Raw genomic sequence first — 18,558 nt, 5'->3', positions numbered from 1 at the left:
ATTACTTGCCGGCGCGCGCGCCCCCCACGGCCGCTTCCAGGTTCGTCCAGGCCGGCTGATGGCTGCGGCTGCGGCGCAGATAGGCGGCCAGCTGGGCCACGTCGTTGTCCGTCAGCGAGGCGGCAAAACCGGGCATCAGCACGCCGGGCATGGCGTCATCCTTGCTGATGCCGTGCAAAATCACCTGGATCAGGTTGGCGGGATCGGGCGCGCTGACGGCGCTGTTCAGGCTCAGTTCCGGGCGCAAGGCTGCGGGCTGTCCATCGCTGTTCGAGTGGCACGACGCGCAGGCGGCCACGTACAGGCTGGCGCCACGGTCATTGTCGACCAGGCTGACCCTCTGCGAGCGGGCGATGCCGGCCTTTACCACGGTATCGGTATCCACCTGGCGTTGCTCTGCCCCGGCCACGCCGGCAAAATACGTTGCCAGCGCGCGGATATCGCTGTCGGGCGAGGCGCCCATGCCTTCATGCACGACGGCCGACATGGGCCCTGCCGCCACGCCGTGCAGGGCCGTCGCCCCCGTGCGCAGGAAGGCGTACAGCTCGTCCTGCGTCCATGGCAAGGGGGCCGTGTTGGCGCTGGTCAAGGCCGGCGCATACCAGTGGTCGATGGGCGCGCCCAGATAGGACGAACCGGCAAGCTCCGCGCCCAGCGCATTGCGCGGCGTGTGGCAGGCGGCGCAATGGGCCAGGCCTTCGGCCAGATAGCGGCCCCGGTTCCAGTCCAGTCCTTGTGCAGGATCAAGCTGGAAAGTCGCTGGCTTGAAAAACAGCAGCTTCCAGCCCGCCTGCAAGGGGCGCAGGTTCAGGGGAAACGGCACGCTGTTGGCGGGCGCCACCGCATACACGGGCGGGCGCGTCATGACATACGCGTACAAGGCCGTCAGGTCCGTATCCGAGACGAGGTTGAAATGGGTGTACGGAAAGACAGGATACAAATGCGCGCCATCGCGGCCCACGCCTTCGCGCATGGCCCGCTGGAAGGCGGCCAGCGACCAGCGGCCGATGCCCGTTTGCCTGTCGGGCGTGATATTCGTCGCGTAGATCGTGCCGAACGGCGTGGCCAGGCCGTGGCCGCCCGCGTAATCGGCGCCGCCCTTGGCCGTATGGCAGGCGGCGCAATTGCCCATGCCGGCCAGGATGCGGCCCCGTTCCACCACTTGCGGGGAAAATGCCGTGGCGGCAGGCGGATCGATGGGCGCCAGCGCAGGGCGCCAGTAATACAGATACGCGGCCAGGGCCGCCACGATGAGCAATGCCAGCGACAGCAGCAGTCCGGTGAAGATTTTCTTGAGCAAAACAGGAACCAGTGAAAAGTAAAGGCCAGGGTAAAAGCAAAGATATCAAGCAAGGCGGCCAGCCGCCGGCCAACGGCGGCGGCAGCAGGGCCACAGTGACAATCTTACCGCGATTGTGACTTGTTGTATGTACGCAATGACACGCAGGCGGTGCCTACAGACGGGCCGCGCCTTATAATCAGCGTTTCAGCACGCCGCCGCTCCTTCATGCATACCGTTACCATCATCCTCATCCTCGTTCTGACCGTCGTCCTGTGCGGCTTTCTCGCCCGCTCGCGCTGGGTCAAGCTGCCGCTGCCCTTGATCCAGATCGCCGGCGGCACGGGATTGGCCGTGTTTGGCGTGCAAGTGCCGCTCGATCCCGACATTTTCTTCCTGCTCTTCATCCCGCCACTGCTGTTTCTCGATGGCTGGCGCATCCCCAAGGGCGCCTTCTTTTCCGACGCCCGTTCGATCCTGATGCTGGCCATCGGCCTGGTGCTGTTTACCGTGCTGGGCATGGGCTTTTTCATCGACTGGCTGATCCCCAGCGTGCCGCTGGCCGTCGCCTTCGCGCTGGGCGCCATCCTCTCGCCGACGGACCCCGTGGCCGTGTCGGCGATCGCCGCCGGCAACCCGATCCCGCCGCGCCTGATGCACATCCTGGAAGGCGAATCCCTGCTCAACGACGCGTCGGGCCTCGTCTGCTTCACGTTTGCCGTAGGCGCCATGATGACGGGCGGCTTTTCCATCGGTGCCGCCTCGCTGAGTTTCCTGCAGGAAGCGGGCGGCGGCATCATCATCGGCCTGGCCATCTCGTGGGGCGTGGGACTGGCGAATAAATGGCTGGTGAGCAAGGTCGGCGAAGAGCCGGGCCTGCAAATCCTCATCAGCATCCTGATCCCGTTCGCCGCCTACCTGGGCGCCGAGCAAATCCACGGTTCCGGCATCCTGGCCGCCGCCACGGCGGGCGTGTCCATGCATTACGCCGACCTGATCGGCCGCCCACTGGCCGCCACGCGCACCCAACGCAAGGCCGTGTGGGATACCGTGCAACTGGTCTTGAATGGCGTGATCTTCGTCATGCTGGGCGCGCAGCTGCCCACCACCGTTGCCGGCTTGCCGGCCGCCTCCGCCGAAATCGGCGCCGGCAGCGCCTGGAAGCTGCCCCTGTTCGTCATCGCCATCACGGTGGGACTGACCTTCATGCGCTTCCTCTGGGTCTTCATTTCCATGAAACTGACCCTGTTCAAGCACCACAAGAAAATGGCAGGCGAACCGAAGGACGCGGCGCTGCTGGCGCGCCCCAGCCTGCGCCTGCTGCTGGTGGCGTCGTTCGCGGGCGTGCGCGGCGCGCTGACCCTGGCCGGCATTCTGACCCTGCCCTTGTTCTTGCCCGACGGCACGCGCTTTCCCGCGCGCGACCTCGTCATCTTCCTGGCCATGGGCGTGATTTTATTGTCGCTGCTGCTGGCCAGCGTCACCTTGCCCCTGCTGACCAAGGGCCTCGTGTTCGCGCCGCCCGCGCGCCGTTCGACGGAAGAGCGCAATGCGCGCGCCGCTGCCGCCGAAGCGGCCATCGCGCGGCTGGAAAAAGTGTGCGAAGGCATCGACAAAAATGACAAGCAGCAAGTCGTCACGGAAGCGGCCAACCGCCTGATCGAAGCCTACCGGCGCCGCCTCGCATATGGCGAAAGCAGCAACGACGAAGCGATGCGGTTGCAGGAACTGGCCAAGGCCGAACGGGCGCTGCGCCTGGAAGCGCTGAATGCGGAGCGGGATGAACTGTTCCGCCGCCGCATCTCGGGCGAACTGGACGACACCATCCATTTGCGCCTGCTGCGCGAAATCGACTTGCTGGAAGCGACACTGGAAGAATAGCAACACTTTGGCACGCCACGGCAGTGTTGACAAGTAATTCTCATGGTAAAGAATGCAAGTTTTCACATTCGTGTTTATAATGCAAGGTTTATGGCGTAGCGCCGTGATTTACTTTCAACAGGGACTTCCGTAGAGTCTGTGTTGCTGAGTAACTAGTTGAATAGCAACCCGACCTGCATAAAGACACCGACGCCGTGCCCTCCTTCCCTCGCCACCGGCAGCGCTCCGCGCCGCCCGCCCTGCTCGTCGTGCTGCTGGCCGCGCTGCTGGCATCATTGCTGGCCTGCACGGCGCTGGCCCCGTGCGCTTGGGCGCAAACGGGCGCGGCGGCGGACGCCAGGCGTCCCGCCGAGGTGGCCCAGGTCCTGTTTGGCATCATCAGTTATGTGCGCTGGCCCGTGGCGCGCCAGGAAGTGCGCGTCTGCATGCTCGGTGCGCCCCGTTACGGCGCGGCCATCGTCGACACGCCCGCTTCCAGCCTGGGCCAGCGCATCCGCGTGAAAATTCCGGCGGCAGCCGCCGCTGTCAGCGAATGCGACGTCGTCTACCTGGGCAGCCTGCCCGAGGGCGAACGCGAGCATCTGCTGGCGCAGATCATCGGCAAGCCGATTTTATCGGTGGCCGAACCCGGCACGTCCTGCGCCGTGGGCACCATGTTCTGCCTGCGCCTCGCCGAGGCGCAGATCGGTTTTGACGTCAACCTCGACGCCATCGCCCGCAGCGGCCTGCGCGTGCATCCGAACGCCTTGCAAATTGCACGTCGCAAGGGACCGCCGCCATGAGCGCCCGGATGAGCAACAAGCCTGCCCGCCGGCCCCGCCCGACGCTCGACAGCGTGCTGCGGCGCGCCCACCTGAGCGTGTCGCTGATCGCCGTGCTGGCGGCTGGCCTGACCCTGACAGCCGTGGCGCTGCTGGCCCTGCGCGTGTATTCGGACCAGAACCTGCGCCTGGTGGCCCGCTCGATGAGCTACACGGTGGAAGGGGCCGTTGTCTTTGGCGATTCCATGGCCGCCAAGGAAGCGCTGGCCTTGATCGGCGTCAATGAAGACATCGACCAGGCGCAGGTGAGCGACACGGCCGGCAACGTGCTGGCCCGCTGGGAACGGGGCGAACACGGCACGCGCTACTACATCGAACGCGCGCTGACGGGCTGGATGCTGCCCGATTCGCTGACCTTCCCCATCACGCGCAACGAACAGGCCATCGGCAGCATCAAGCTGGTGCCGCACAGCCGCAGCCTGCTGCCCTTCCTGCTCAGCGGCCTGACCTGCCTGCTCGCCTGCCTGGTGCTCAGCCTCGTCGTCGCCGTGCGCCTGTCGCGCAGCATGGAAACGGAGATCACGTCGCCCCTGCGCCACCTGGCGGAAACGGCCCACCGCGTGCGGCGCGACCGCTCGTTCGAACTGCGCGTGCCGCCGGCCAATATTGCCGAGTTGAACCAGATCAATGACGACTTCAACGCCCTGCTCGACGAACTGGAAGCATGGCAAAGCCATCTGCAAAAGGAAAACGCCTCGCTGTCGCACCGCGCCAATCACGACAGCCTGACGGGCCTGTCTAACCGCGCCTTCATGGAAGCGGAGCTGGAACGCGCCATCCTCGAAGCGCGGGTCGGCAATGGCAAGGTGGCCGTGCTGTTCCTCGACAGCGACCGTTTCAAATATATCAACGACACCTTCGGCCATGCCTCGGGCGACCGCGTGCTGGTGACGATCGCCGCGCGCATCAAGCAGCAATTGCGCGAGGGCGATCTGGTGGCGCGCCTGGGCGGCGACGAATTCGCCATCCTGCTCAAGCCGCTGCGCAACAGCAGCGACGCCATGCACATCGCCGACAACATCATCGCCGCCATGGCGCAAGCCATTGAGCTGCCCACCGGCAATAGCATCGTCAGCTCGCTGACCATCGGCGTGGCCGTCTTCCCCGATCACGCCATCGACGCCGTTTCGCTGGTCGGCGCGGCGGACGAAGCCATGTACCGCGCCAAGCAGGCGCAGCGCGGCACGCGCCAGGTGGCGCGCCTGCCGCAACCCCATACCCACCCCTGAATCAAGGAGCAATACCATGCAATCCATCTACAAACAATTACGCCGCGTCTTCCTCGGCTTGTTCATGCTGGGCCTGCTGGCCGCCTGCCAGAGCACACCAGAGAAAAAACCGCTGTTCAATGCCGAGCAAGTGGCCACCTTGAAGGAGCAAGGCTTCAACCAAACCGAAGAAGGCTGGGAGCTGAGCTTTACCGACAAGCTGCTGTTCGATTTCGGCGCTTCCAGCCTGACGGCGCCGAGCCGGGCCGCCATCCAGAAAATCAGCGCCGCCCTGCTGAAAGTGGGCATCACGCACATGCGCGTGGAAGGCCATACGGACAACGAAGGTGCCGAAGTGCTGAACAACAAACTGTCGCTGGCGCGCGCCAACGTGGTGGCCGATGCGATGGGCGTGGCCGGCATTCCACGCGGCAATATCACCGTCAAGGGCCTGGGCATGAGCAAACCGGTCGCCTCGAACGCCAGCAAGGCCGGCAAGGCGGAAAACCGCCGCGTCACCGTTATCGTCTCGGCCCCATGAGGACAGGCGCGCCCGCCCGCTGGGTCGTGATGGGCGTGTCCGGCTGCGGCAAGAGCGCCGTCGGCAGCCTGCTGGCCAGCGCACTGGGCGTGCCGTATGTGGAAGGCGACGACGTGCATTCCCCGGAAAACGTGGCCAAGATGGCGGCCGGTATCCCGCTCGACGACGCCGACCGTGCCGGCTGGCTGGCCGCCCTGCGCGAGCGCATCGCCACGGCCAGCGCGCAAGGCGACGGCCTCGTCGTTTCCTGCTCGGCCCTGAAGCGCGCCTACCGCGACGTGCTGCGCGAGGGCGACCCAGCCCTGCGCTTTGTCCACCTGGACGGCCCGCGCGCCGTGCTGGAAAGCCGTTTGCAGCGCCCCGGCCATTTCATGCCGGCCAGCCTGCTCGACAGCCAGCTGGCCACGCTGCAACCGCTGCAAGCGGACGAGGCCGGCATCGTGCTCGACATCCGCCAGCCGCTGGCCGTGCTGGTCGGACAGATCCTGCAAACGCCCTGACTGGCGGCCGCGCGGCTGGACAGTCCGCGGCCCCCTGTGTAGACTGGCGCGCACTTTCATGAGGGATTTTTATGAGCACACCAACCACCAAACCAGCACCGGGCCCAGAATTCTGGGAACGCGCCGACCAGGTCATCGCCCTGGCCAATGAACAATGCATGCACAGCGGCGGCAATGAAGTCGCCACCTCGCTGCTGTACGCGGCCGCCCGCTTCAACGCCTTCCTCGTCGCCAGCAAGAGCAACGACGTGGCCAAGATGCAGGAAGAGAAGGAAGGCGCCGTGGCATTCTTCACGGAACAGTACAAGCGCATGCTGACCGACAACTTCAACGACTACATCACCAACTTCGACAAGTACACGCAACCGTCGTCAGCCCCCAAGGGTTGATGTCCGCAGCCAGCCTGGCCAGCCACCGCGCCCGCGCCACCTACGCCGACAGCGTGCTGAAAGGTTCAGTACGCTTTGCGCCTTTGCAAGTGCTGTGGCTGATAGCCATGCTGGCCGGCGCCGTGACGGGCGCCCTGCTCTGCTTCAGCTGGACCGGCTTGCTGCTGTTTGTGAGCGGCACGGCCATCGTCCTGCTGTTCGGCCATTCGCTGGGCAGCCACCGCAAGCTGATCCACGACAGCTTTGAATGCCCGCAATGGCTGGCATATGTACTCGTGTATCTGGGCGTGCTGGTGGGCCTCAGCGGCCCGCTGGGCCTGCTGCGCCAGCACGAACTGCGCGACTATGCGCAGCGCCTGCACGATTGCCACCCGTATCTGCGCCACGGCGCCGGCTTCTGGAACGATGCCTGGTGGCAATTATTCTGCCGCCTTGACCTCGACCAGCCGCCGCACATCGCCATCGAGCCGCGCATCGCGCACGACCGCTTCTATCGTTTTCTGGAAAGAACCTGGATGCTGCAGCAACTGCCGTGGGCCGTGCTGTTCTACGCCTGGGGCGGCTGGGGCCTGGTCTGCTGGGGCGTCTGCGCGCGGGTCAGCGCCGGCGTGCTCGGTCACTGGCTGATCGGCTACTTCGCCCACAACCATGGCCAGATGCACTTTCATGTCGACGGCGCCGCCGTGCAGGGCCGGAATATCCGCCTGACATCGCTGCTGACCATGGGCGAATGCTGGCACAACAACCATCACGCGTACCCGGGCTCGGCCAGGCTTGGACTGCTGCCGGGCGAATGGGACCCGGGCTGGTGGGTACTGCTGCTCTTGCGGCGCCTGGGCCTCGTGTCCAGCTTGCGCCTGCCGCAAGACCTGGCGCCGCGGCCGGAACTGCGCCGCATTGATACCGCTAGCGCTCAGGCGCCGTCGCCACCGGCCAGGTAATTGTTTTTGACGCGCACGTAATGCTCGGCCGAATAGCGCAGGTAGGCGATCTCGGCTTCGGTGAGCGCGCGCACCTTGGCAGCGGGCCGGCCCACGTACAGATGGCCGCTTTCCAGCACCTTGCCCGGCGATACCAGGCTGCCCGCACCCAGCATCACGTGCTTTTCCACCACCACGTCATCCATGACGATGCTGCCCATGCCGATCAGGCACTCGTCGCCGATGGTGCAGCCGTGCAAGATCACGGAGTGGCCGATGGTCACGTAGTTGCCGATGGTCAGCGGTGAACCATCGGGCTTGGCCGCATTCCTGTGCGACACGTGGCCCATGGAAAAGTCCTGGATATTGCTGCCTTCGCCGATGACGATGCGGTTGACGTCGCCGCGCAGCACGCTGTTGCACCAGATGGAGCAGTCGTCGCCGATCTGCACATCGCCGATCACTTGCGCCGTGTCATGCAGGTAGACGCGCTCGCCCACGACGGGGCGGGTATTCAGGTAGGAACTGACAGGCATCGCTTTCTCACTCTTCATAAATAGTAAACATTCACACCCAGCCGGCGGCCAGCGCAAAAATCGCCAGCCCATGCGCCAGGGACGCGCCCAGCAGGCCGGCACGGCAATATACCAGCCCCGCCACCACGCCTTCGATCACGGTAAACACGAGGATGGGCGCGCCCACCTGCGTGACGGTGGTGGCGAGGAAGGCGTGGCACAGGCCGAACAGCAGGCCCGACACCAGCGCCGCGCGCCAGGCCGGCAGCCAGGCGCGCAATTGCTGCTGCAGCAAGCCGCGAAACAGCAATTCCTCATAACAATTGGCCGCCAGCGCAAAACCCAGCAGCAAGGGCAGCGCGGATGGCGCGACGGGCGCCAGCGAGGGCAAGTTAAACACGGCTTTCAAGCCCGTCGCCAGCGCGATGATCAGGGCGGCGCCCGCCACGCCCAGCAGCACGGACAGGGCTGGCCGCATGCCGAACCAGTGGATCTGGCGGCGCGCCTCGCTTTCCAGCCAGCATGTGCTGGCCACCAGCCCCAGCGACATGGCGCCCAGCGCCAGCAAGCCCAGCGGCGGCGCCGTGAAACGCAAGCCGCCCGCCGCCACCTGCCAATAGCCGTGTGCCGTCATCGCATCGCGCGCCAGCACGAAAAATAAAATGTGCACGAGCACGCGCAGCAGCGGCACCGAGCGTGGCACAGTACGTGGCAACACCAGCAGCAAGGCGCCGCAAACGAGGAAGGCGGGCGTGATCGCCAGCAGATACTGCGCCAGGGAAATGATCTCGGGCATCGTTCGGGTCAAGTCGGATTACGGTGCCAACGGGCACGGGCGCAGCAATTGTATGCGCCGGCTGGCAAAACGGGCAACCTATCTTGCTATGCCGCCTTGCGCCATCCATGCATCAGGCCATGCGCCGCCAGTCCGGCAGCCAGCCCCCACAGGGCGCCGCCCACGCCCAGCAGTGTCACATTCGCGGCCGTCGCCAGGAAAGTAATCAAGGCCGTTTCGCGCATGCGCACGTCCGCCATCGCCTGCGCCAGGCTGTTGCCGATGGCGCCCAGCAGGGCCAGGCCCGCCAGCGCCGTGATGAAGCTGCGCGGCAAGACCATGAACAGGCTGGCCAGGGTGACGCCGAAGATGCCCACCAGAATGTACAGCACGCCGCAAGCGAGCCCCGCGACATAGCGCTTCGACGGATCCGCATGCGCATCCTTGCCCGTGCAGATGGCGGCCGTGATGGCGGCCACGTTGAAGGCGTGCGCGCCGAATGGCGCCATGAGCAGCGAACCGAACCCCGTCACCGTCAGGATGGGATTGGCGCTGACCTGGTAGCCGTCATTGCGCAGCACCAGCATGCCGGGCATGTACTGCCCCGTCAGGGTGATCAGGAACAGGGGTAGCGCCACGCCCAGCAGGGACGCCACGGAAAAACGCGGCATCTCGAACACGGGCGCGGCCAGGGCCAGTGCTATGCCTTGCGCATCGATGCGTCCCTGTGCCAGCAGCAGGACCAGGCCGATCAGCATGATGCCGACGACGGCAAAGCGTGCCGTGAAACGGCGCAGCACGGCATACGACAGCAGCAATACCACCACCAGCAGCGGGTCGGCGCTGGCGCCGCCAAACGCATTCACGCCAAACTGCAGCAGGATACCGGCCAGCAAGCCGGCAGCGATGCCGCCAGGAATCAAGCGCACCAGGCGCTCGAAGGCGCCGGACATGCCCAGCACAATGAAGGCGATGGCGGAGATCATGTAGGCGCCGATCACCTCGGCATACGGCGTGTGCGGCATGACGGTGGCCAGGAAGGCCACGCCGGGCGTGGACCAGGCCGTGATGATGGGCGCGCGGTAGCGGTAGCTGAGCCAGATGCCCGTCACGCCCACGCCGATGCTCAGCGACCAGACCCAGGATGCCGTCTGCGCCGCGCTCAGCTGGGCCAGCTGGGCTGCCTGGAACACCAGCACGAAGGTGCCGCCATAGTTGACGAGGACGGAAATGAAGGCGGCCATGGCGGGGGACGCCAGGTCGCGCCAGCGCGCCTGGCGCCTGTTGCCGGTTGCGGCCGATGATGTGGAGCTTGTGTGCATGCGTGTGCCCTTGCCTGATGTTCAAAAGGGGCATCTTAGCGTTTGCATGGACTGCTCAAACAGGCCACTTCATGCATACATAACAGACCACTTGAAGACTTACCCCAGCGCGCGGGCCAGGCGGACGATGCCGCTGTCGATCTCGTGCGGCGTGAGTGCGGCAAAGCCCAGCAGCCAGCCGCCCCGCGCGGGCGGCGTTGCATACAGCCGGCTCAGGCCCGGCAGCACGATGCCCGCCTGCGCCGCCAGGCGTATCGTCTCCAGCTCGTCCCTGCCCTCGTGCAGCAGACACGGCATCTGCAAACCGCCCGGCGGCAGCTGCGCCGCGACCACGTGCGGCAAGTGCCGCTGCACGGCCTGCGCCATCGCATCGCGGCGCACGGCGTAGACCTTGCGCATGGCGCGTACATGTGCCGCGAAATGGCCATCGGCGATGAAACGGGCCAGTGTCAGCTGGTCCAGCTGCGGCGTGTGGCCATCGAGAATGCTGCGCGCATGGGTCATCGGCTTGACCAGCGCGGGCGGCAGCACCATGTAGCCGATGCGCAGGCCCGGATACAGCGACTTGGCGAAGGTACCCAGGTAAATCGTGCGCTGCTGCGTGTCCAGCCCCTGTACGCACGCCGTCGGCAAGCCCGCGTAGTGAAACTGGCTGTCGTAATCATCCTCGATGATCCAGCCCCGGCGTTCCGCAGCCCAGGCAGTCAGGGCCAGCCGGCGCTCGAGCGCCAGGGTGGCGCCCGTCGGGTATTGATGCGATGGCGTGACGTAAATCGTGTTGGCGCCGCTGCGGTCCGCGCGCAGGTGGTCGATGGACAAGCCATGCGTATCGACGGGTACTGGAATCACCTGCAATTGCGCCATCTCGAACGCCTTGCGCGCGCCGAAATAACCGGGGTCTTCCATCAGGATGGGACCGTGCGCGTCGGCCAGCACCTGCGCGCACAGGTACAGGGCCTGGCGCGTGCTGCTCAGCACCAGCACCTGGCTGGCCGTGGCCCGCGCGCCCCGCTCCAGGTTCACATAGTCGGCGATGGCCTGGCGCAAAGGCCCGGCCCCTTGCGGGTCGCCGTGCAGCAGCATGCCGGCCTGGTGTTCGCCTGCCGCCTGGCGCCGCAAGCGCTCCCACACGTCGAGCGGAAAGGCCCGCGTTTCCGGCAAGCCCGTGGCGAATGCCTTCACGCTCTGCTGGTCGGCCACGCCGCCACTGGCGAGAATCTGCGCACCGCGCGCGCTGAGGGCCACCGGCTGCGCGGACAAGGGCGGCAGCGTCATCGCAGGCTTGCCCAGCAAGCTCGCGCCTATCGTCGGCGAGACAAAACTGCCCGATCCCGCCTGCCGCCGCAGATAGCCATCGAGGCGCAGCTGCGCATACGCCATTTCCACCGTATCGCGCGACACCCCCAGCGATTGCGCCAGCGCGCGCGTGGCCGGCAGGCGCAGGCCGGGCGCCAGCACGCCGTCGAGTATCAGCTGGCGCAGCGCGCGCTGCACCCGCACGCGCAAATCGAGCGCCGCCAGTTCGGGCGCGGCGATGCGGATTTTCAGGGTGTCGAGTTCAAACTGCGGCGTCATATGGCCTTGGCGCGGGCCGCATCCACGGCAGCCATGCTGCTGGCCAGCGAAAAACCGTGCTGCTGCAGCACCGCCACCAGCTGTTCGCCTGCGCAGCCCAAACGCAGGTTTTCCGCCACCCAGTCTTGCCAGGCGGCGCCGATCTCCGGCATGGGCTCATCTTCCAGCGTGAGACCGAGTATGCATGCGGCCAGCAAGCCGTTGATGCGCTTCGTGTCGATCAGGTGCTGCACCACCGCGTGGCCCGACTGCGGGAACGGGTGCAGGGTGCAGCGGCCGAACGCGGCCAGGCGCTGCGCATGCATGGCGTCGAGATTCACCGATTCGCTGGCGCTGGCGCCGGCACTGGCCGCGTCAGGCCGGGCCACGTCAGGCCGCGTGCCGAACACCAGGTGCAGCTGCGTATCGTTCGTCGCCCTGGCGCGGCACAGGGCCGCCAGGTCGTAGTAGCCAGACGGCGGCGGGTCTTGCGCCAGCGATTCCATCACGGGCAGCCAGCGCAGCTCATGGTACAAGCGCGCCTGCTGCACGTCGAGGAAGGACAGCGGCCCGAAGGCGACGATCTGCTGCGCGTCCAGCAGCAAACCATACATGACGGCCGCGTACGCGCCCATGGATTGGCCGACGGTGGTGACTTGACTGGGCGCGATGCGGCGCACGAGTTCGCGCAGGGCCTGCGCCGTTTCATCCACATGGCTGCCCAGGCCCGCGATGCGGCGGTGGTACCAGGCATTGCCCGAATCGCGCACGAGGATCTTGTTCAGATGCTGGCCGCTGGCCTGCTCCAGCTTGCGCAGGCGCCCGTAAAAATCGAAGGCGGGACGCGTGGTCCACGAAACGAAGCCAAAGGCGATCACCAGCGGCGCGCCGGGCACGATGCGGTCGACCAGCACATCGTCGGCACTGGTGGCGACCAGTCGATTATCCAGCGCTTGCGCTTGCAGCATCGGCCCGGCTCCCCGATCAAGGTTAAAACAATAGAAAGCATGAGTTTAATGCCAGGACTGGCAAAATGGAAACAATCGCCGTTGCCGTGCGCTGAGCAGCGCGCAAAACCTGCTAGTCTGCACGTATTCCCCCTCACAGGAGCATCCCATGCTGCATCGCCTGACGCATCATCTTAAATACCTGCCCCTTGCCGCCGCCATCGCCATGGCCGGCGGCTGCGCCACCACGCCCGACAGCGCCAAGCCGGACACCGGTCTGACACCGATGTACAGCCTGACGAATACCTACTGGAAGCTGACGCAGCTCGATGGCGCCGACGTGACGATGGCGCCGCAGCAGGAGCGCGAAGTGCGCATCACCCTCACCGACGATGGCAAGGTCCATGGTTTCACGGGCTGCAACCGCGTGATGGGCGGCTATACCTTGAGCGGCAACGTCCTGCGCTTCACGCAACTGGCCGGCACGCGCATGGCCTGCCCGCCGCCCCTGATGCGGCTGGAAAGCGCGGTATTGGCCAATTTGAACAGCGTGACGGGCTACCGCTTCGAAGGCGAGTACCTGATCCTGCTCAAGGATGGCGCGCCTGTGGCCCGGTTTGAATCGGTCTACCTGTGAAATAAAAATCGACTGCCGTTACAATGGCTTCCAGCCCATCATCCGGAAGGAAGCCATGTCCGCACTGCCCTCGCCGTCTTCATCCCCGACACCATCGGCCGCCGGCCGCTACCGGGCTTTTCTATTCGACATGGACGGCACCGTCATCAATTCCATCGCCGCCGCCGAACGCATCTGGGGCACCTGGGCGCAGCGCCAGGGTCTCGACGTGGCGGCCTTCCTGCCCACCATCCACGGCGCGCGCTCGGTCGACACCATCGCCAAGCTGCGCTTGCCCGGCGTCGACGCGCAGCGCGAGTCGCAGGGCATCACGGATGCGGAAATCATCGATGTGGAAGGAATTATTGAAATCGCCGGCGCGCTGCGCTTCTTGCAGTCGCTGCCGCCCGCGCAATGGGCCCTCGTCACCTCGGCGCCGAGGGCACTGGCCACGGCGCGCCTGAAGGCGGCCGGCATGCCCATCCCCGCCATCATGGTGACGGCGGAAGACGTCAAGGCGGGCAAACCCCGGCCCGATTGCTATTTGCTGGCGGCGGAAAAACTGGGCGTGGCACCCTCCGATTGCCTGGTATTCGAGGATGCCTCGGTCGGCATCGAGGCGGGCGAAGCGGCCGGCGCGAAGGTCATCGTCGTCACTGCCACGCATGCACATCCGCTGGCCACGCGCCACCCGGCCATCGACAGCTACGAGCGCATCGTGGCAACCGTCGATGGTGACGGCTTTATTGTCCTGGCGGAGATGGCTGCAACACCCGCGACAAGATAGCCTGCTCCAGCGCGGCGAAAGCCGCATGGCCGCGCTGTCGCGGGCGCGGCAAATCCACCTGCACGTCCATGGTGATCTGCCCATCCTCGATCAGCAGCACGCGGTCGGCCAGGGCCACGGCCTCGGCCACGTCATGCGTCACCAGCACGGCCGTGAAGCCGCGCGCCAGCCACAGCGACTCGATCAGCTGCTGCATCTCGATGCGCGTCAGGGCGTCGAGCGCGCCCAAGGGCTCGTCGAGCAGCAGCAGTTGCGGCTCGTGCACAAGGGCGCGGGCCAGCGCAACCCGCTGTTTCTGCCCGCCCGACAGGGCCGACGGCCAGTCGTCCGCCCGCTCGGCCAGGCCCACCGTCCACAGCGAAGCGGCCGCCGCACCGACGGAACGGGGCAGGCCCAGGGCCACGTTGTCGAGCACTGTCTTCCACGGCAGCAAACGCGATTCCTGAAACATGATGCGGATGTCGGGCGCGCCGATGCCGCTGCCGATGGCGATTCTGCCGTCATCGACGCTTTCCAGGCCCGCGATCGAGCGCAGCAAGGTACTCTTGCCGCAGCCGCTGCGCCCCACGATGGCGACAAATTCGCCCGCTTCCAGCTGCAGGTCGACGTTTTTCAGCACGGAGCAGCTAGTGTAGGATTTGCTCAGGTTCGTCAGCTCCAAGGGTACGCCACGCCGTTGCAAGGGAGCCTGTGGGGCTATCTTCGCCTGCGGCGGCGCACTGGCCGGGTCGTACTGCACGAAGTGCGACAGGAAATCCGTTTCGATCTGGATGGGGGCAAGCAGCATGGTGTCTTCTTTCGTCATTAGCGGTAAGCGGGATTCCAGCGCAGGCAGTGGCGCTCCAGCCGGCGCGAGAACAAATCGGCCAGCTTGCCCAGCAAGGCATACAGCAGTATCCCCACCAGCACCACGTCCGTTTGCAAAAATTCGCGCGCATTCATGGTCATGTAGCCGATGCCGGCCTGCGCCGAGATGGTTTCGGCGACGATCAGCAGCACCCACACGAGGCCCAGCGAAAAGCGCACGCCCACCAGAATGGAAGGCATGGCGGCCGGCAGGATCACGTCGCGGTACAAGGGCCAGCCGGACAAGCCATAGCTTTTCGCCATTTCGATCAAGCCCTGGTCGGCCGAGCGGATGCCGTGGAAGGTATTCAGGTAGACGGGAAAGAACACGCCGACGGCCAGCAGAAACAGCTTGGCCGTCTCGTCGATGCCGAACCACAGGATCACCAGCGGAATCAGGGCCAGCGCGGGGATGTTGCGCACCATTTGCAGGGTCGTGTCGAGCAGCGTTTCCGCATGGCGGAAGCTGCCCGTCAATAACCCCAGCAGCAAACCCAGTCCCGCGCCGATGGCGAAACCGACCGTCGCGCGCCACAAGCTCGTTTTCAGGTGCAGCCACAGTTCGCCCGACACGGCCAGGTGCCAGAAGGCTTTCGCCACGGCCCACGGCTCGGGCAGGATGCGGCTCGACAGCCAGCCCCACTGCGCCGCCAGTTGCCAGGCCAGCAGCAGCGCCACAGGCAAGGCCCATGGCGCCAAGGCATTACGCCACGGCGCGGCGCCTGCCCGTTGTATGGAGCCGGCCGCCATCTCAGGCCGCCTTTTTCTGCGGCGCGGCCGGCACGATATTGCTGGCCATGACTTCGCCGAAGGGCCCCGTCAGTGACTGCTCACCCAAGGCCTTGCCCTTGCCCAGCAGCGGAAATACCAGTTCGGCGAAGCGGTACGACTCTTCCAGGTGCGGATAACCGGAGAAAATGAAGGTATCGATGCCCAGGTCCGCGTATTCCTGCATGCGCGCCACCACGGTCGGGCCGTCGCCGACCAGGGCCGTGCCCGCGCCGCCGCGCACCAGGCCCACGCCGGCCCAGAGATTCGGCGACACTTCGAGCTTGTCGCGCCGCCCGCCATGCAAGGCCGCCATGCGCTGCTGGCCCACGGAATCCATCTTGCCGAAGGCCGCCTGCGCCTTGGCGATGATGTCATCGTCCAGGTGACTGATCAGTTCATCGGCCGCGCGCCAGGCCGCCTCGTTGGTTTCGCGCACGATCACGTGCAATCGGATGCCAAACCGGACTGTGCGGCCTTTTTTCGCGGCGCGCGCGCGGATGTCGGCGATTTTCTCGGCCACGGCGGCCGGCGGCTCGCCCCACGTCAGGTACACGTCCATCTGCTCGGCCGCCAGTTCATGCGCCGGCTCGGACGAGCCGCCGAAATACAGGGGCGGATACGGTTTCTGCACGGGCGGGTACAGGGTTTTCGCGCCCTTTACCTGGATATGCTTGCCCTCGAAATCGTAGCCGGCCGCGCCGCCCTCGCCCGCCAGGGTGGCGCGCCACACCTTGATGAATTCATCGGAAATTTCATAGCGCTTGGCGTGGTCGGCAAACAGGCCGTCCGCTTCCAGCTCGCCCTGGTCGCCGCCCGTGACGACATTGATCAAGAGGCGCCCGTTCGACAGGCGGTCAAAGGTGGACGCCATGCGCACGGCCAGGCCGGGCGTGGACAGGCCGGGGCGGATGGCCACGAGGAATTTGAGCTTTTGCGTCACGCTGATCAGCGACGACGCCACCACCCACGCGTCCTCGCAGGAGCGGCCCGTGGGCAGCAGCACGCCGTCGTAGCCAAGCGTGTCGGCGGCCACCGCCACCTGACGCAAATAATCGGCATCGACGGGGCGCGCGCCCTGCGACGTGCCCAGGTAGCGGCTGTCGCCGTGGGTAGGGATGAACCAGAAGACATTCAATGACATGGCGTGCTTTCCTTTGCTTGTTTCTTTGCTTGTTTATTTTGTGCTGGTGGCCAGCTGGCGCGCCGGCAGCAGCGCGTCCTTGACGACGATCGGTTTCGGAATCAGCTTCAGGCTGGAAAACGCGTCCGCCACCCTTTGCTGCGAAGCGATGACATCGACCGACACGGGTTTGACGCCATACGCATAGCGCGAAGCGGCCAGCGCCACGACATCCTTGCTCAAGCCCGTCTGCGCGGCGAGGATCGTCGCCACTTCTTCCGGATTGTTGCGGCCCCAGTCATCGACCTTGGCCACTTCATCGAGCACGATGCGCAGGATCTCGGGATTTTTTTCCGCATACGTGCGCGAGGCCAGGTAGAACTGGTAGTTCGCCACCAGGCCCTTGCCATCGGCCAGGACGCGGGCACCCAGCTGCTTTTCGGCGGCCGCCAGGAACGGATCCCAGATGGCCCACGCGTCCACGCTGCCCCGCTCGAAGGCGGCGCGCGCATCGGCCGGCGGCAGGAACACGGGCTGGATGTCGGCGTACGCGACACCGGCCTTTTCCAGCGCCTTCAATAACAGGTAATGCACGTTCGAGCCCTTGTTCAGGGCGATTTTCTTGCCCTTCAAGTCGGCCAAGGTGCGCAGGCCGGAACCCTTGGGCACGACGATGGCTTCGCTGGCCGGCGACGCCGGCTCATTGCCGACATACACCAGATTCGCGCCGGCCGCCTGGGCAAAGATCGGCGGCGCCTCGCCCACGGTGCCGAAGTCGATGCTGCCCACGTTGAGGCCTTCCAGCAGCACGGGACCGGCCGGGAACTCCGTCCATTTCACGCCCACGCCCTGCTCTGCCAGGCGTTTTTCCAGCGTGCCGCGCCCTTTGAGCAGGGTCAACGTGCCGTATTTCTGGTAACCGATGCGGACCTCCCCCTTGGCCTGCGCCTGCGCCGCGGCCGGCATGCCGGCCGCCATCACGCCCGCGGCGGCGGCAAACAGCAGGCCCAGGGTGGTACGGCGCGAGAGTCGTTGTGCGTGGCGGTGTGTCATGGCAGTTCCTTGGTCGGTGAATAATCAGGCGGCTTGATACTGGGGCGCGTAAGGCTGGTCTTGCAGCGAACGCACGGGCAACGGGATATCGGCCGGCGCGGACGGGCGCTGTCCCTGCAGCACGAACAGGCCGGTGGAGAGTTCCTCGATGCCGGCCTGCACGCGTTCGGCAATCGGCGCATCCAGGCTCAGGCCCCGCTCTTCATGCCACGCCAGCTGCTGCGCATTGGCATAGATGCTGGTGAAGACTTGCTTGGCGCCCAGCGCATGCAGCACGGGACGCAGCGCATAGTCGAGCGCCAGGGTGTGGGCATGGCCGCCGCCCGTGGCCAGCGGCAGCACCAGCTTGCCGGCCAGGCCATCTTGCGGCAACAGGTCGAGGAAGGCTTTCAGCAAGCCGGTATATGAAGCCTTGTAGATGGGCGTGGCGATCACGATGGCGTCCGCGTCAGCCACGTCGCGCACGGCGCGGGCAATCGCCGCGTCGTCGTAGTCGGCCAGCAGCAAGGCTTGTGCCGGCAAGTCGCGCACATGCAGCTTGGCGTAGCTATGGCCCTGCAGCGCCAGCTGTTCGCCGATATGCAGCAGCAGACGGCTGGAACTCGATGGGAGTTGCGGGCTACCGCCCAATAACAAGATGCTCATGTGATGCCCGTCCCTGTACGTTGTCGGATTGGAGTTACTCGGATGCTTGCAGCCTATCGCCATCAGCA

At 65.8% G+C, this 18,558-nt stretch carries 20 protein-coding genes; 9 read left to right on the top strand and 11 right to left on the bottom strand.

All coding sequences use genetic code 11. The features are described 5' to 3' along the window. Window position 1 precedes the first annotated feature (1 nt). The gene (locus U0004_RS11825; RefSeq protein ID WP_070259093.1) at window positions 2-1,300 is read right to left on the bottom strand and encodes a cytochrome c; all 1,299 of its coding nucleotides are present in this window, start codon (window positions 1,298-1,300) and stop codon (window positions 2-4) included. A 207-nt stretch (window positions 1,301-1,507) separates the two neighbouring features. On the opposite strand from U0004_RS11825, the gene U0004_RS11820 reads away from it, so the two are divergent. The 7 genes from U0004_RS11820 (at window position 1,508) to U0004_RS11790 (ending at window position 7,560) form a co-directional block, all read left to right on the top strand. Then, complete coding sequence (locus tag U0004_RS11820) at window positions 1,508-3,160, top strand: Na+/H+ antiporter (RefSeq protein ID WP_034782883.1); 1,653 nt, start codon at window positions 1,508-1,510, stop codon at window positions 3,158-3,160. A 194-nt stretch (window positions 3,161-3,354) separates the two neighbouring features. Further along, on the top strand, window positions 3,355-3,942 hold the full coding sequence (locus U0004_RS11815) for a YfiR family protein (protein WP_231958571.1): 588 nt from the start codon (window positions 3,355-3,357) through the stop codon (window positions 3,940-3,942). Further along, a complete protein-coding gene (locus U0004_RS11810; RefSeq protein WP_034782885.1) occupies window positions 3,939-5,210 on the top strand; it encodes a diguanylate cyclase domain-containing protein in 1,272 nt (423 codons plus the stop codon). Before U0004_RS11815 ends, U0004_RS11810 begins: the two co-directional genes overlap by 4 nt. A gap of 16 nt (window positions 5,211-5,226) precedes the next feature. Continuing rightward, on the top strand, window positions 5,227-5,730 hold the full coding sequence (locus U0004_RS11805) for an OmpA family protein (protein ID WP_034782886.1): 504 nt from the start codon (window positions 5,227-5,229) through the stop codon (window positions 5,728-5,730). Next, a complete protein-coding gene (locus U0004_RS11800) occupies window positions 5,727-6,230 on the top strand; it encodes a gluconokinase (protein WP_231958573.1) in 504 nt (167 codons plus the stop codon). Before U0004_RS11805 ends, U0004_RS11800 begins: the two co-directional genes overlap by 4 nt. 71 nt (window positions 6,231-6,301) lie before the next feature. Continuing rightward, window positions 6,302-6,619: a DUF3144 domain-containing protein gene (locus tag U0004_RS11795; RefSeq protein WP_034782889.1), complete on the top strand. Its 318-nt coding sequence runs from the start codon at window positions 6,302-6,304 to the stop codon at window positions 6,617-6,619. Further along, window positions 6,619-7,560, top strand: a complete 942-nt coding sequence (locus U0004_RS11790) for an acyl-CoA desaturase (RefSeq protein WP_070259098.1) — start codon at window positions 6,619-6,621, stop codon at window positions 7,558-7,560. The genes U0004_RS11795 and U0004_RS11790 overlap by 1 nt, the downstream gene beginning before the upstream one ends. Here the strand turns inward: U0004_RS11790 and U0004_RS11785 are convergent. The 5 genes from U0004_RS11785 to U0004_RS11765 all read right to left on the bottom strand — a co-directional run bounded on the left by U0004_RS11785 (window position 7,533) and on the right by U0004_RS11765 (window position 12,673). Further along, window positions 7,533-8,075 carry a gamma carbonic anhydrase family protein gene (locus U0004_RS11785; protein WP_070259099.1) on the bottom strand — a complete coding sequence of 181 codons (543 nt, stop codon included), beginning with the start codon at window positions 8,073-8,075 and terminating at the stop codon, window positions 7,533-7,535. The genes U0004_RS11790 and U0004_RS11785 overlap by 28 nt on opposite strands. Window positions 8,076-8,106: 31 nt before the next feature. Beyond that, window positions 8,107-8,862: a CPBP family intramembrane glutamic endopeptidase gene (locus U0004_RS11780; RefSeq protein WP_147284979.1), complete on the bottom strand. Its 756-nt coding sequence runs from the start codon at window positions 8,860-8,862 to the stop codon at window positions 8,107-8,109. Window positions 8,863-8,936: 74 nt separating this feature from the next. Then, window positions 8,937-10,073, bottom strand: a complete 1,137-nt coding sequence (locus U0004_RS11775; protein WP_070259289.1) for a benzoate/H(+) symporter BenE family transporter — start codon at window positions 10,071-10,073, stop codon at window positions 8,937-8,939. A 177-nt stretch (window positions 10,074-10,250) separates the two neighbouring features. Continuing rightward, entirely contained in the window at window positions 10,251-11,726 is a 1,476-nt protein-coding gene (pdxR, locus tag U0004_RS11770) for a MocR-like pyridoxine biosynthesis transcription factor PdxR (RefSeq protein ID WP_070259101.1), read from the bottom strand. Next, on the bottom strand, window positions 11,723-12,673 hold the full coding sequence (locus U0004_RS11765; RefSeq protein WP_070259102.1) for a hypothetical protein: 951 nt from the start codon (window positions 12,671-12,673) through the stop codon (window positions 11,723-11,725). The genes pdxR and U0004_RS11765 overlap by 4 nt, the downstream gene beginning before the upstream one ends. 148 nt (window positions 12,674-12,821) lie before the next feature. Here U0004_RS11765 and U0004_RS11760 point away from each other — a divergent pair, with 148 nt between their 5' ends. Together U0004_RS11760 and U0004_RS11755 are read left to right on the top strand one after the other, a co-directional pair. Continuing rightward, the gene (locus U0004_RS11760) at window positions 12,822-13,289 is read left to right on the top strand and encodes an META domain-containing protein (RefSeq protein WP_070259103.1); all 468 of its coding nucleotides are present in this window, start codon (window positions 12,822-12,824) and stop codon (window positions 13,287-13,289) included. 55 nt (window positions 13,290-13,344) lie between these two features. Continuing rightward, window positions 13,345-14,055: an HAD-IA family hydrolase gene (locus U0004_RS11755; RefSeq protein ID WP_070259105.1), complete on the top strand. Its 711-nt coding sequence runs from the start codon at window positions 13,345-13,347 to the stop codon at window positions 14,053-14,055. Here the strand turns inward: U0004_RS11755 and U0004_RS11750 are convergent. From U0004_RS11750 to ssuE, 5 genes are read right to left on the bottom strand one after another with little or no spacing between them, the layout of a single operon-like run. Then, the gene (locus tag U0004_RS11750; RefSeq protein ID WP_070259291.1) at window positions 14,012-14,842 is read right to left on the bottom strand and encodes an ATP-binding cassette domain-containing protein; all 831 of its coding nucleotides are present in this window, start codon (window positions 14,840-14,842) and stop codon (window positions 14,012-14,014) included. The two genes, U0004_RS11755 and U0004_RS11750, sit on opposite strands and share 44 nt — an antisense overlap. Before the next feature lie 17 nt (window positions 14,843-14,859). Next, window positions 14,860-15,651, bottom strand: coding sequence for an aliphatic sulfonate ABC transporter permease SsuC (ssuC, locus tag U0004_RS11745; RefSeq protein WP_070259107.1), 792 nt, complete (start codon window positions 15,649-15,651; stop codon window positions 14,860-14,862). 1 nt (window position 15,652) lies between these two features. After that, a complete protein-coding gene (gene ssuD, locus U0004_RS11740; RefSeq protein WP_070259109.1) occupies window positions 15,653-16,813 on the bottom strand; it encodes an FMNH2-dependent alkanesulfonate monooxygenase in 1,161 nt (386 codons plus the stop codon). 33 nt (window positions 16,814-16,846) lie between these two features. Continuing rightward, window positions 16,847-17,845: a sulfonate ABC transporter substrate-binding protein gene (locus U0004_RS11735; RefSeq protein ID WP_070259111.1), complete on the bottom strand. Its 999-nt coding sequence runs from the start codon at window positions 17,843-17,845 to the stop codon at window positions 16,847-16,849. A gap of 24 nt (window positions 17,846-17,869) precedes the next feature. Continuing rightward, window positions 17,870-18,490, bottom strand: coding sequence for an NADPH-dependent FMN reductase (gene ssuE / locus U0004_RS11730; protein ID WP_070259113.1), 621 nt, complete (start codon window positions 18,488-18,490; stop codon window positions 17,870-17,872). Window positions 18,491-18,558 lie beyond the last annotated feature (68 nt).

Origin of the sequence: Janthinobacterium lividum (assembly GCF_034424625.1) — a bacterium.
In the GTDB taxonomy this organism is placed as follows: Bacteria; Pseudomonadota; Gammaproteobacteria; order Burkholderiales; family Burkholderiaceae_D; genus Janthinobacterium; species Janthinobacterium lividum.
The sequence above is the reverse complement of the archived record's forward strand: the minus strand, read 5'-3'. Positions and strand labels throughout refer to the sequence as shown.

What these genes read in the sequence shown, in the direction of transcription:
- U0004_RS11765 (WP_070259102.1), bottom strand. Translation starts at nt 12,673, where the DNA reads ATGCTGCAAGCGCAAGCGCTGGATAATCGACTGGTCGCCACCAGTGCC.
- ssuC (WP_070259107.1), bottom strand. Translation starts at nt 15,651, where the DNA reads ATGGCGGCCGGCTCCATACAACGGGCAGGCGCCGCGCCGTGGCGTAAT.
- U0004_RS11750 (WP_070259291.1), bottom strand. Translation starts at nt 14,842, where the DNA reads ATGCTGCTTGCCCCCATCCAGATCGAAACGGATTTCCTGTCGCACTTC.
- U0004_RS11775 (WP_070259289.1), bottom strand. Translation starts at nt 10,073, where the DNA reads ATGGCCGCCTTCATTTCCGTCCTCGTCAACTATGGCGGCACCTTCGTG.
- U0004_RS11820 (WP_034782883.1), top strand. Translation starts at nt 1,508, where the DNA reads ATGCATACCGTTACCATCATCCTCATCCTCGTTCTGACCGTCGTCCTG.
- U0004_RS11760 (WP_070259103.1), top strand. Translation starts at nt 12,822, where the DNA reads ATGCTGCATCGCCTGACGCATCATCTTAAATACCTGCCCCTTGCCGCC.
- U0004_RS11735 (WP_070259111.1), bottom strand. Translation starts at nt 17,845, where the DNA reads ATGACACACCGCCACGCACAACGACTCTCGCGCCGTACCACCCTGGGC.
- pdxR (WP_070259101.1), bottom strand. Translation starts at nt 11,726, where the DNA reads ATGACGCCGCAGTTTGAACTCGACACCCTGAAAATCCGCATCGCCGCG.
- U0004_RS11800 (WP_231958573.1), top strand. Translation starts at nt 5,727, where the DNA reads ATGAGGACAGGCGCGCCCGCCCGCTGGGTCGTGATGGGCGTGTCCGGC.
- ssuD (WP_070259109.1), bottom strand. Translation starts at nt 16,813, where the DNA reads ATGTCATTGAATGTCTTCTGGTTCATCCCTACCCACGGCGACAGCCGC.
- U0004_RS11795 (WP_034782889.1), top strand. Translation starts at nt 6,302, where the DNA reads ATGAGCACACCAACCACCAAACCAGCACCGGGCCCAGAATTCTGGGAA.
- U0004_RS11805 (WP_034782886.1), top strand. Translation starts at nt 5,227, where the DNA reads ATGCAATCCATCTACAAACAATTACGCCGCGTCTTCCTCGGCTTGTTC.
- U0004_RS11755 (WP_070259105.1), top strand. Translation starts at nt 13,345, where the DNA reads ATGTCCGCACTGCCCTCGCCGTCTTCATCCCCGACACCATCGGCCGCC.
- U0004_RS11790 (WP_070259098.1), top strand. Translation starts at nt 6,619, where the DNA reads ATGTCCGCAGCCAGCCTGGCCAGCCACCGCGCCCGCGCCACCTACGCC.
- U0004_RS11785 (WP_070259099.1), bottom strand. Translation starts at nt 8,075, where the DNA reads ATGCCTGTCAGTTCCTACCTGAATACCCGCCCCGTCGTGGGCGAGCGC.
- U0004_RS11810 (WP_034782885.1), top strand. Translation starts at nt 3,939, where the DNA reads ATGAGCGCCCGGATGAGCAACAAGCCTGCCCGCCGGCCCCGCCCGACG.
- ssuE (WP_070259113.1), bottom strand. Translation starts at nt 18,490, where the DNA reads ATGAGCATCTTGTTATTGGGCGGTAGCCCGCAACTCCCATCGAGTTCC.